The 11,590-nt window shown below is 60.3% G+C and carries 10 protein-coding genes; 5 read left to right on the forward strand and 5 right to left on the reverse strand.

Features of this window, described 5'->3' with window-relative positions; genetic code table 11:
* Nucleotides 1–9: 9 nt before the first annotated feature.
* On the forward strand, nt 10–1,563 hold the full coding sequence (gene purF / locus KUF55_RS13465; protein ID WP_132359091.1) for an amidophosphoribosyltransferase: 1,554 nt from the start codon (nt 10–12) through the stop codon (nt 1,561–1,563).
* A 15-nt stretch (nt 1,564–1,578) separates the two neighbouring features.
* Nucleotides 1,579–2,721, forward strand: coding sequence for a phosphoribosylformylglycinamidine cyclo-ligase (gene purM, locus KUF55_RS13470; RefSeq protein ID WP_132359093.1), 1,143 nt, complete (start codon nt 1,579–1,581; stop codon nt 2,719–2,721).
* Nucleotides 2,722–2,799: 78 nt separating this feature from the next.
* Here purM and KUF55_RS13475 read toward each other — a convergent pair whose 3' ends face one another.
* Nucleotides 2,800–3,723 carry a Sir2 family NAD-dependent protein deacetylase gene (locus KUF55_RS13475; protein WP_218816913.1) on the reverse strand — a complete coding sequence of 308 codons (924 nt, stop codon included), beginning with the start codon at nt 3,721–3,723 and terminating at the stop codon, nt 2,800–2,802.
* Between the two features lie 172 nt (nt 3,724–3,895).
* Nucleotides 3,896–4,123: a DUF3073 domain-containing protein gene (locus KUF55_RS13480; protein WP_132359097.1), complete on the reverse strand. Its 228-nt coding sequence runs from the start codon at nt 4,121–4,123 to the stop codon at nt 3,896–3,898.
* Between the two features lie 195 nt (nt 4,124–4,318).
* Between KUF55_RS13480 and KUF55_RS13485 the strand changes: the two genes are divergently transcribed.
* Complete coding sequence (locus KUF55_RS13485; RefSeq protein WP_218816914.1) at nt 4,319–4,915, forward strand: septum formation family protein; 597 nt, start codon at nt 4,319–4,321, stop codon at nt 4,913–4,915.
* A gap of 68 nt (nt 4,916–4,983) precedes the next feature.
* Here the strand turns inward: KUF55_RS13485 and clpB are convergent, their stop codons facing one another.
* The 3 genes from clpB to KUF55_RS13500 form a co-directional block, all read right to left on the reverse strand.
* A complete protein-coding gene (gene clpB, locus KUF55_RS13490; protein WP_218816915.1) occupies nt 4,984–7,575 on the reverse strand; it encodes an ATP-dependent chaperone ClpB in 2,592 nt (863 codons plus the stop codon).
* 261 nt (nt 7,576–7,836) lie between these two features.
* On the reverse strand, nt 7,837–8,304 hold the full coding sequence (locus KUF55_RS13495; protein ID WP_218816916.1) for a VOC family protein: 468 nt from the start codon (nt 8,302–8,304) through the stop codon (nt 7,837–7,839).
* Nucleotides 8,305–8,597: 293 nt separating this feature from the next.
* A complete protein-coding gene (locus KUF55_RS13500) occupies nt 8,598–9,005 on the reverse strand; it encodes a YccF domain-containing protein (protein WP_218816917.1) in 408 nt (135 codons plus the stop codon).
* 145 nt (nt 9,006–9,150) lie between these two features.
* Here KUF55_RS13500 and KUF55_RS13505 point away from each other — a divergent pair, with 145 nt between their 5' ends.
* Both KUF55_RS13505 and trmB read left to right on the forward strand, forming a co-directional pair.
* On the forward strand, nt 9,151–10,704 hold the full coding sequence (locus tag KUF55_RS13505) for a polysaccharide deacetylase family protein (RefSeq protein ID WP_218816918.1): 1,554 nt from the start codon (nt 9,151–9,153) through the stop codon (nt 10,702–10,704).
* A gap of 20 nt (nt 10,705–10,724) precedes the next feature.
* Entirely contained in the window at nt 10,725–11,582 is an 858-nt protein-coding gene (gene trmB, locus KUF55_RS13510) for a tRNA (guanosine(46)-N7)-methyltransferase TrmB (protein WP_218816919.1), read from the forward strand.
* Nucleotides 11,583–11,590: the final 8 nt, after the last annotated feature.

Raw genomic sequence — 11,590 nt, forward strand, 5'->3', positions numbered from 1 at the left:
ATAATTTCTATGGCGCGTGGCGATGGAAACCTTAATCATGACCTCTTGCCCAACGAGAAGGGCCCGCAGGATGAATGCGGCGTCTTTGGAGTTTGGGCCCCCGGCGAAGAAGTAGCGAAACTGACCTATTACGGTCTGTATGCGCTGCAGCATCGCGGGCAAGAATCGGCCGGTTTGGCCACGAGTGACGGCGAACGGATCAATGTCTATAAAGACATGGGTCTGGTCTCGCAGGTGTTTGATGAAAACACCCTTAATGCGATGCCCGGGCATCTGGCCATCGGCCATTGCCGCTACTCCACCACCGGAGCCAGCCACTGGGCCAATGCCCAACCGACGCTGGGCCCCACTGCCGCTGGCACCGTGGCACTTGCTCACAACGGAAACCTCACCAACTCCGCAGAACTGCTGGAGATGGTCAACTCTGTCCACGCCGAATCCGGCGAAAAAATCCGTGGCGAAATCGCCCAGGGTAATACCACCGATACCGCACTGGTGACGGCGTTGCTCAATGGTGACTCGGGTGAGTCACTCGAGGAGGCAGCACTCGCACTGCTGCCCAAGCTCAGCGGTGCCTTCTGCTTCGTCTTCATGGACGAACACACCCTCTATGCGGCACGCGACACCTACGGTGTGCGCCCGCTGGTGCTCGGCCGGCTGGAACGCGGATGGGTAGTGGCCTCCGAACAGGCGGCACTGGCCACCGTTGGCGCCAGCTTCATCCGCGAAATCGAGCCCGGCGAATTTATCGCCATCGATGAGGATGGGGTGCGCTCGCAGCGCTTCGGCGTTGCCACTCCCAAGGCCTGCGTCTTTGAATACGTATACCTGGCCCGTCCCGATGCTGCCATCAACGGCCGCTCGGTCTACGAATCTCGGGTAGAAATGGGTCGTCAGCTGGCCCGCGAAAACTCCGCCGATGCAGACATCGTGATCCCCGTCCCCGAATCGGGCACCCCGGCGGCCATCGGCTACGCCGAGGAATCGGGTATCCCCTTCGCCCATGGCTTTGTGAAAAATGCCTATGTTGGTCGAACCTTCATCCAGCCGTCCCAGACGCTGCGTCAGCTGGGCATCAAGCTCAAGCTCAACGCCCTGGAGCCGGTCATCAAAGGCAAGCGCGTGGTGGTCGTTGACGACTCGATCGTGCGCGGTAATACCCAGCGTGCCGTGGTGCGGATGCTCCGCGAGGCCGGCGCCGCCGAGGTGCACGTGAAGATTTCTTCTCCCCCGGTGAAGTGGCCCTGCTTCTACGGCATCGACTTCGCCACCCGCGCGGAGCTGATTGCCAATGGTGCGGCCGTCGAGGAAATCGGCAAGTCCATCGGCGCCGATTCTCTGGCGTACATTTCCGAGGACGGGATGATCAACGCCACGCTGCAGAAGCGTGAACGTCTGTGTACCGCGTGCTTCACCGGTGACTACCCGATCGCCCTGCCGGCATCGGATCGCATCGGCAAGAACTTGCTTGAAAGTAGCAACCAGGCGGGATGTGAGCCGGGCCCGGATGCTGAATTTGAGTCCACCCTCACCGCCGAAGACAAAACCCGAGCAACTAAGTAAAGGACAGTTTCAGAGATGACCAGCGCCACCCCTGAGAATTCCGGTATCACCTATGCTTCGGCCGGTGTTGATGTTGAGGCCGGTGACCGCGCCGTTGAGTTGATGAAGGGTGCCATCAAGGCCACTCACAACTCCAACGTTCTGGGCGGAGTCGGCGGATTCGCCGGCCTGTACGACGCCTCGAAGTTCCTTTCCTACAAGAAGCCGTTGCTGGCGACCTCCACCGATGGTGTGGGCACCAAGGTGGCCATCGCCCAGGCCATGGACATTCACGACACCATCGGCCAGGACCTGGTCGGCATGGTGGTGGATGACATCGTGGTGGTCGGCGCCGAGCCGCTGTTCATGACCGACTACATCGCCTGCGGCAAGGTAGTTCCCGAGCGCATCGCGGACATCGTCCGCGGCATCGCCGAGGGTTGCAAGATTGCCGGCACGGCTCTGGTGGGCGGCGAAACCGCCGAGCACCCGGGCTTGTTGGGCGAGCACGAATACGATGTTGCCGGTGCCGCGACGGGCATCGTCGAGGCCGACGGCCTGCTGGGCCCGGAGCGCGTGAAAAACGGCGATGTCATCATCGGCATGGCCGCCTCGGGTATTCACTCCAACGGCTACTCACTGGTCCGCAGCGTTGTTGCGCACGCCGGCTGGGCCCTTGACCGTCACGTGCCGGAGTTCGGCCGCACCCTCGGTGAGGAACTGCTGGTTCCCACCCGCATTTACACCGCTGACTGCCTGGATCTGATCCGCGCGTTCAACGTTGATGGGGCCATCAAGATCCACGGTTTCAGCCACGTCACCGGTGGCGGCCTCGCGGCCAACCTGGCCCGCGTGCTGCCGCAGGGTCTGATGGCCACCGTGGAGCGCAACTCCTGGGCACTGCCCTCGGTCTTCAAGGTCATCTCCGAGCTCGGTTCCGTACCGCAGCCGGATCTGGAGCGCACACTGAACCTGGGCGTGGGCATGGTGGCCATCGTGGATGCCTCCGTAGCCGACGCTGCACTGAGCCGCCTGAACGCACGCGGCATGACCTCATGGGTCATGGGCACCGTTGGTTCGATCACCGACGAGGCCAAGGGCGCTGGACTGGACTACGTTCAGGGTGCCAAGGGTGTTGACGGTGGCGCAGTATTGATGCGCGGAGCCTTCGCACTCTAAGCCAAAAAGCTCTAAGACACTGATGGACGGTACCTCTGGGTACCGTCCATCAGTGTCTTAACGTCTGCTCCGGCGTTGCTACATGGGGCGTTTCGCTTCCACCGCGTCGCTGACTTCCAGCATTTCGAGTGCCTGAGCGATGTTTGCGCGCCAGCGGAAATCTGCTTTGGCGTCCCCACGGGTGGGACCGCCGTTAATCAGCCCCACACGCTTGCCAGCGGCCCGCGCGTCGAGCAATAGCTTGTAGCCGCTCATCACGGCCAGCGAGGACCCAATGACCAGCAAGGAGCTGGAGACCGCTTCAAGTTCCTTGAGCTGGGCCTTGCGTTCGGGGGGAACATTTTCCCCGAAATAGACCACGTTGGGTTTCAGTGCCAGTGAGCCGCAGACCAGGCAGGAAACCATGATGAACTGAGCGACGTGCCGCTCATCCAGGGAGACGTCCCCATCCGGGTTGACCAGTGAAACATCAAGGTCAACGGCCTCGAGGTAACCGGGGTTGGCCTCGTGGAGCCGACGATCAAGGGAGACGCGGGGTTCGGTGGCGCCACAGTTCAGGCAGGCAATCTGTTCAAGATCCCCATGCAGCGCGATGACGTTCTGTGATCCGGCGGCCAAATGCAGGCCATCAACGTTTTGGGTCACAACGCCTGCGATCAAGCCCTCCGTTTCCCAGCGCGCCAGACGCTGATGGATGGCGTTCGGCATGGCGAGGGCCATATGTCGCCATCCGACGTAGCTTCGCGCCCAGTACCTGTGGCGGGCAGCGGGTTCGTGCAGAAACTCCTGGTAGGTCATGGGCCGGTGGCGCCGCAGGGATCCATTGGGACCTCGATAGTCGGGAATTCCGGAGTCGGTGGAGACCCCCGCACCGGTGAGCACCAGCACCGAACCCGCGGTGAGCATCTTGGCGATGCCACCACGTGCCACCTCGGGGTCTTGGAGCGGTGCGATCTCCCCCACCACCCGTTCGATGGATCGGATGGCAGCACGGTGGGCCATCTCTATGCCGAGTTTTCCTTCGTGAAGCATCTTCACACACCCAATTCATCGGATACGACAAAGACCGCGGTCACCAACGCATGTTCTGCGTGGCGGCCACGGTTGCCGTATATACGTTTTGGAGAACCGTTGACCACGGATTACTCCGGGGTCACTACAGGGAGTCGGCACATCAGCTGATGCGCCGTTGGTCGTCCTCGTCGTCTTCGTCTGAGTACTTATCTTCGTAATCCGAATAATCGGACTCGTAAGGTACTTCGACAGGGCTTGGGATCGTGGCACTATGTCCACGATTCTTTCCAAGCTCGCGTTCTAAGGCGGACAAATCAGTGGCCGGGGAGAAATACTTCATGTCCCTGGCCTGCCGTGTCGCTTTTGCCTTCTGACGGCCGCGCCCCATGGCGTGACCCCCTTTTTTCAGTAGATCTGGAGGTGGTCCGGTCTTAAGTAGGCGGAGGCCCCAGAATATGTGACTAATTCTTTCGTGTCTCAAGGTTAACATGATTCCGCGGCGAGTGCCTGCCCCGAAGCGCCGTTCCGCCGGTAGAGTATTATTTTGTCCACCGAGTCGACTGCCACCCACCGGGGAGCTTGCTTGCCTGATCTGCCACAGCCGGAGTCAAACGCCGCTCATCAGGCTCTCAGTGCCTCGACAACGGCCCGTTCGTGGTGGCGCGCTCCGGCGCTTTGGGCACTCGTCGGCGCGCTGGGAATTCTCCTGGTCGCCATCTACGGGGCCAATAAATTCTTTGGCCAGGATGCTGCCTCAAATGCGCCCACGGACGTGACACGAAACGCATCACCGGGGATCGATGGTGTGATCGCCACCGAAGTTCCGGCCGACCAATTGGAAAGCGCCGATTGCCTCCAGGGTTTCACCAGCCCGCTGGACACCTCAACGGTGGTGACCTGTCAGACGGCGCACAACGCGCAATTGATCGGAAGCTTTAGCCTCGACGGGGACACCTTCCCAGGCTCGGCCAAAATTTTGGATACCTCCGAGAAGCTCTGCAAGTCCATTGCGCTGGATCCGTCCAGCCCCTTGGATGCCGGTTGGTCATACCATTTTTCTCGACCGTCCGAGTCATCCTGGAAAAGTGGTGACAGGGTTGTCGACTGCTTTCTGGCTCTAAACGAGGGCAGCGTGCGCATCTCCATGCTGCCCGCTCCAACTCCCGCCCAGAACACCTAGTTCCGCCGAACACTCGTGCCCGAGGACCGTTTCCGGTCCCCGGGCACTAGCCTGCTACGTAGGCTGGCTTAGCCACGGCGCGAGCTGAGCGTCAGCCCGGCGTCTTCCGCACCGATCCCCACCTCAACGGTATCTCCGTCTTGGATGGTGCCGGCAAGGAGTGCGCGGGCCAGCCGGTCTCCGATCTCGCGCTGCACCAGGCGACGCAATGGACGGGCACCAAAGGCGGGGTCAAAGCCGGTGAAGGCCAACCAATCTCGGGCGTCGTCATCCACCACCAGGGACAGACGTCGAGCCGCCAAACGGCCAGCCAGCGCGTCGACCTGCAGTGCAACAATCGAGCCCAATTCATCCAGCGAGAGTGGATCAAACATGACCACGTCATCCAGCCGATTCAGGAACTCGGGCTTAAACGCGGCATTCACCAAGTTCATCACTCCCGCGCGCTTAACGTCCTCCTCCAGCGTCTGATCAACCAGGAACTGCGAACCAAGATTCGAGGTCATGATCAAGATGACGTTGCGGAAGTCCACGGTGCGTCCCTGACCATCGGTCAGCCGACCATCATCCAGAACCTGAAGCAGGATGTCGAAGACCTCGGGGTGGGCCTTTTCTACCTCGTCGAGTAGCACCACCGAGTAGGGTCGGCGGCGTACGGCCTCGGTGAGCTGTCCACCCTCTTCGTAGCCGACGTAGCCCGGAGGGGCACCGACCAGTCGGGCGACCGAGTGCTTTTCAGCGTATTCGGACATGTCGATGCGCACCATCGCACGCTCGTCATCAAAGAGGAAGTCGGCCAGTGCCTTGGCCAGCTCGGTCTTACCCACGCCGGTGGGGCCCAAAAACAGGAAGGATCCGGTCGGCCGGTCGGGATCGGAGATCCCGGCGCGGGCACGGCGCACGGCATCGGAGACGGTGGCCACCGCCTTGGCCTGACCGATGAGGCGATGGCCCAAGAACTGCTCCATTTCCAGCAGCTTCTGACTTTCGCCCTGCAGCATCCTCCCGGCCGGAATCCCGGTCCAGGCGGAAATTACCTCGGCAATGTCATCGGCCGTGACTTCTTCGGCGACCATCAGTTCCACGGGCACCGCGCTGGCCTCCGCCTGGGCAGCATCGGAGACCTCCTTCTCAAGTGCGGGGATTTCCCCGTAGAGCAGGCGCGAGGCACCCTCAAGATCGCCCTCGCGCTGCATCTTCTCGGCACGCGAGCGCAACTCATCCAGGCGCACCTTGAGGTCGCCCACACGGTTCAGTCCTGCCTTCTCCGATTCCCAGCGCGCATTAAGCGCATCGAGCTCCTCCTTCTTATCCGCCATGTCGGCGCGCAATACCTCGAGGCGATCCCGCGATGCGGGGTCGGTCTCCCCGCTTAACGCCAGTTCCTCCATGGTCAGCCGGTCCACGGAGCGCCGCAGAGCATCAATTTCCTCCGGTGCCGAGTCAATCTCCATGCGCAGTCGGCTCGCCGCCTCATCAACGAGGTCGATGGCCTTGTCGGGAAGCTGGCGTCCGGAGATGTAGCGATTGGAGAGTGTCGCCGCCGCTACCAGTGCCGAGTCGGCGATGGTGACCTTATGGTGGGCTTCGTAACGTTGTTTGAGACCGCGCAGGATGGCAATGGTGTCGTTAACACTGGGCTCCCCCACATATACCTGAGCGAAGCGACGCTCGAGGGCGGGATCTTTCTCAATGTTCTTGCGGTACTCGTCCAGCGTGGTGGCACCGATCAGGCGCAACTCGCCGCGGGCCAGCATGGGCTTGAGCATGTTGCCGGCGTCCATGGCGCCTTCGGAGGCACCTGCCCCCACTACGGTGTGAATCTCGTCGATGAAGGTGACGATCTGCCCGTCGGAGGCCTTGATTTCCTCCAAGACTGCCTTGAGCCGTTCCTCGAATTCACCACGGTATTTGGCCCCGGCGATCATGGACCCCAGGTCCAAGGAGATCAGGGTTTTGCCACGCAGGGATTCGGGAACATCTCCGGCCACCATGCGTTGAGCCAGCCCCTCGACGACCGCTGTTTTACCCACACCGGGTTCGCCGATCAGTACCGGGTTGTTTTTCGTCCGGCGGGAGAGCACCTGGACGACGCGCCGAATCTCGGCATCGCGCCCGATAACCGGGTCGAGTTTTCCCGACCGCGCGATAGCGGTCATATCGGTACCGAACTTTTCCAGCGCCTGGAAAGTATTTTCGGGATCGGGGTTATTAACCTTGCGGTCTCCACGAATGGTTGGCAGTGCGGTATCGAGGATCTTTCGTGTGGCACCGGCCGTCCGCAGCGCCTTACCGGCGGCCCCGGTATCTTCGCTGAGTCCCAGTAGCAAGTGTTCGGTGGATACGTAGGTGTCGCCCAAGGCTGCTGCCGCCTGCTGGGCAGCCGTAATGGTCTGCAAAATGGCGCGGGAGTATTGAGCTTGGGCCACGTTGTTTCCGGAAGAGGCGGGCAACGCCTTGATAGCCGCGCTGGCTTGAACGGAGACCTGGTCCGGGTCGATGCCAGCGGCCTTCAGTAGGGCCACGGCGACGGACTCGCGTTGGTCGACCAAGGCTTTTAGTAGATGTGCGGGCTCCACTTGGGGGTTTCCTGCCGTCGAGGCGTTCATTCCCGATGCGGAGAGTGCTTCCTGGCTCTTGGTGGTCAGCTTGGTATCCATGCTCATCCCTTCGTGGTTGGCTCTATGCTCAAACTTGAGTCTATATCACTCAACTATGCGCAGAAGGCAAATATTCCTGTTAAATCACTGAAGCGTTGGCAACCCGATCAGGGATCGCCAACGCTTCAGCGTTTCGATCGAAAAACACCGCACCCACCCGCGGCTTCCTAGAACATCCCTCTGCCGTTGCCCCGCCTCGAACCGCTCATGCATCCAGCACGTAGGAACCGACTCGACCCCCAGGAGTACATCAAAATGACGCTAGCCCCTGGCCGCCGCCTCCAAGACACCGATGTCCAGCTTCTTCATGGGCATAAAGGCCTCCACCACTCGACGGACGACTTCCGGGTCCGGGTCCCCCAGCAGCTGAGCCATCCGCACCGGGACAACCTGCCACGACACACCAAAACGGTCTCTGAGCCAACCACACTGGCTTTCTTCACCACCGTCAGTGAGCTTTTCCCAGTAATAGTCGACTTCGGCCTGATCATCACACATGATCTGGAAGGAGACAGCTTCGTTGAAGGTGAATTGCGGCCCACCGTTGAGGGCAACAAATGCTCTGCCATTAAGGTTGAATTCCACCGTCATCGGCTCGCTGGAAGGCTTTCCCTCCGTGTTGATGTCTAGGTGTGAAGAAATCGCTGAATTCGGAAAGATTCCGGTGTAGTACAAGGCCGCTTCGGCTCCACGCCCGTCAAACCACAGGCAATTGATGAGGTCCCTCATGAGTCGTTTCCATCCCTCGGTCTTTGGCAGAATTTGCCACTCCCCAGACTAGAAATCGATTCGCCGATAAACAAGGGGGGCTGGGGGCTTCTTGAGCTTCTTCTTTCCACGGTAGTCATGACGTGGTGCGCACGAGCCTCGCTTTCCGCGTTTAAAAGAATCAGCCCGCGCCGTGTGGCGAGCGGGCTGACCGATGGTTAATGACGCAGGCAGACTCCCCTCAAGTTAGTCCGCTTGGAGAGAGGCGAGTAACCCGAGACAGCCCGCCGCCGTTGCCGGATGTCGTGGTGGAGCTATCGCGTCGTCGGCAGGTACTGGGTGCTCGGAACGATGACCTTGCCCAAGGGCATGAGTGAAATAGGGATCATCTTCAGGTTGGCGATGCCCAAGGGAATGCCCACAATGCTGACAAACATGGGGATTGCCGTCAGCACATGGCCGATGGCAATCCAGATACCCGCCACCAGAACCCAGATGACATTTCCAATAGTGGAGAAAGCTCCCACTCTGCCACGGTCGACCACGGTGCGTCCGAACGGCCACAAAGCGTAGAGGGCAATGCGGAAGGACGCGATGCCAAAGGGAATCGTCACGATAAGGATGCAGCAAATGATGCCCGCCGCCATATAGCCGATCGACAGCCAGATGCCGCCAAAAACGAGCCAAATGATGTTCAGGACTATGGAGAGAGTGTTTCGCATATTTACAGCTTGGTACACAAACCCTCACCACGCCATCGGGGAACACCCTGAGTTTCCCCCGGACTTACGAATCCAAGGTTCCACCGACTCGTCACCGCAGTTGAGTTGATTCAATTAATTCCATTGAAAATGCGAAAATAATTGAATGCCGCACGCGTTTGCTCGAAAATCACCGCTGATCCTCTGGGGAATCGTTTCCCTCTTGCTTCTCACCAGTTGCGCGTCGGTCCCCACAGCCCCCTCGCCCCCTCCGCTAGTGCAGGAAGAGGCGGCCAGCGAGACCGGGAGCGATCAGCATCATTTCAATTCGCTACCCCTGATCCTGATGCCCGGGTTAGAAGCCGTTGTGCGGTCCGATGAGCACCGGCATATCTTCACCAAGCACCTCGAAGTCTCCTCGAACCCCGAAATCACCGAGGCCCAGCGAGCACTCGTTGCGGCAAAAATATCAGCGTTCACAACCTCCGTCGACACCGAAGCACGGACCGTTGTCAGCCCGCGGGCGGAGTTGAACGTACGTAGTCACCTCGTCGCCATTTCCGAGAATGTCATGGGCATCCGAATCGAGAGCTTTGAGTCCACCGATACCGCCAGTGGGACCAACTATCAGACTCAGTGGTTTGATCTGAAACATCATGCCGAAGGCACCACGCGAGATCTATTTGACACCGACGCTAGCTGGGTAACGTTCAAGAAGTTAGTGACCAGGGAACTTAACAACGATCCTCAACGTCACACCAGAAGCCCACTATTGCTTGAGAAGGCGTGGCTGGACTCGGTGACCTTCGACCTGCGCGGAAACGCACTGGTTCAACTGGACGACGATGCGCCGAGCACCGAAGCCCGCGGCCCTCTTATGGTTTCGGTCAAGGCCGAAGAGGTCACCGACCTATTATCGGATTTCGGAACCAGCGTACGCTCCACGCTGACCTCGCCACGGACGTTAAGCCGCTTGCACTCCCGGCTCTCCACTACGGCAAAGGTTCCTCAGTTAAATCCTGCCGCCCCGCAAGCGCCAGAGGGCACGGTGGCTCCGAAGAGACGCTCGATCAACTGTTCCACCCAAAAATGTGTTGCTCTGACCTTTGATGACGGGCCGGGTCCAAAGACAGCGAAGCTATTGGACCATTTGAAGGCGGGCAATGCCCCGTCGACCTTCTTCGTCACGGGTCCCAACGCGAAGCTGCGGCCACAAATCTTGCAGCGCATCGTCTCTGAGGGACACCAAATTGGCAATCACACATGGAACCACCGATCGCTACCATCGCTCTCCCTCGCCCAGATTCGACGTGAGATTGACCGCACCGACACCGTGATCACCGAGGCCGTGGGGTCATCTGCCGCTTTGCTACGTCCTCCCTATGGGGCTCGCAATTCCGCCGTTGATCGGGCGGCAAAGGCCCCGGTCATTCTGTGGGACGTCGACACCCTGGATTGGAAGCACCGCAACACCGCAAAGGTCGTGAAGGCCGCGGTACAACAGAGCACCCCGGGGTCCATCGTGCTGATGCATGACATCCATTCGAGCACCGTTGACGCAATTCCCGCGGTTATTTCGGGCCTCAAGGCCAAGGGATACACTCTGGTCACCGTCGGGGAACTGATGGGGCAAACGGGCCTGTTGCCCGGAGAAACCTACTCATCTGGGCCACATCCGGTGACCAAGACGGCACCCAAGGCGGGGAAAGACCGACGCTGAAGTTCGCTAGGCTTAAGCTCATGAGCATTCCCCCAGAGTACAAGGCGCCGACCAGCGGCCGCGCCGTCGACGACCTCAGCTTCTATCAGCCCGAGCCTGTGTCATTTGTTCGACGCGGCACCCGTCTGCATGGTCGTCGCGCCGATGCCTGGGAACGCACGGCCAGCAAGTACATCATTGATCCTCCGCGTGAGCGCACCGACACCTCGGTGGGCGAAGGCTACACCTTCGATGCCGAGGCTCTCTACGGCCGCAAGGCCCCCTTGATCGTTGAGATCGGTTCGGGCCTCGGCGAGGCCATGGCCTTTGCCGCCAGCCAGAATAGCGACACCGATTTCCTGGCGGTGGAAGTTTACCTGCCCGGGCTGGCAGCGCTGATGGTGCGCGTTGAAAACAGCGAGCTGAGCAATGTGCGAGCGGTTCAAGCCAATGCTCCAGAAGCCCTCGACTCCATGCTGCCGGCAGAATCCGTCGCCGAGATCTGGATCTTCTTCTCCGATCCGTGGCACAAGATACGCCACCACAAGCGCCGCTTGATCAAGGAAAGCTTCCTACCCAAACTCGAGCGCGTTTTGGAGCCCGGTGGAGTCATCCGATTGGCCACCGACTGGTCCAACTATGCCGAACAAATGCGTGAAGTTTTTGACGCCTCCCCCGCGTTCACCAATCTGCACGCCGGCGAGTTATCCGGTGAGGACAGCAACCTCACCCATGTCCGCCGCTTGGGCCTCGAAAACGAGGACCCGGACCCGGACTTCCTTGATGAGCTCGGCGGCTGGGCCCCGCGCTTTGAGGGCCGCACCCTGACCAGTTTCGAGGGCAAGGCCCTGAAGGCTGGCCGCCTGATCTTCGATTTGGCCTACCGCAAGGCACTCTAGAACGTCTT

Source organism: Paeniglutamicibacter sp. Y32M11, assembly GCF_019285735.1.
In the GTDB taxonomy this organism is placed as follows: domain Bacteria; phylum Actinomycetota; class Actinomycetes; order Actinomycetales; family Micrococcaceae; genus Paeniglutamicibacter.

What these genes read in the sequence shown, in the direction of transcription:
- KUF55_RS13480 (WP_132359097.1), bottom strand. Translation starts at nt 4,123, where the DNA reads ATGGGGCGCGGCCGTCAGAAGGCAAAAGCGACACGGCAGGCCAGGGAC.
- clpB (WP_218816915.1), bottom strand. Translation starts at nt 7,575, where the DNA reads ATGGATACCAAGCTGACCACCAAGAGCCAGGAAGCACTCTCCGCATCG.
- purM (WP_132359093.1), top strand. Translation starts at nt 1,579, where the DNA reads ATGACCAGCGCCACCCCTGAGAATTCCGGTATCACCTATGCTTCGGCC.
- trmB (WP_218816919.1), top strand. Translation starts at nt 10,725, where the DNA reads ATGAGCATTCCCCCAGAGTACAAGGCGCCGACCAGCGGCCGCGCCGTC.
- KUF55_RS13505 (WP_218816918.1), top strand. Translation starts at nt 9,151, where the DNA reads ATGCCGCACGCGTTTGCTCGAAAATCACCGCTGATCCTCTGGGGAATC.
- KUF55_RS13495 (WP_218816916.1), bottom strand. Translation starts at nt 8,304, where the DNA reads ATGAGGGACCTCATCAATTGCCTGTGGTTTGACGGGCGTGGAGCCGAA.
- KUF55_RS13475 (WP_218816913.1), bottom strand. Translation starts at nt 3,723, where the DNA reads ATGGCCCACCGTGCTGCCATCCGATCCATCGAACGGGTGGTGGGGGAG.
- KUF55_RS13500 (WP_218816917.1), bottom strand. Translation starts at nt 9,005, where the DNA reads ATGCGAAACACTCTCTCCATAGTCCTGAACATCATTTGGCTCGTTTTT.
- purF (WP_132359091.1), top strand. Translation starts at nt 10, where the DNA reads ATGGCGCGTGGCGATGGAAACCTTAATCATGACCTCTTGCCCAACGAG.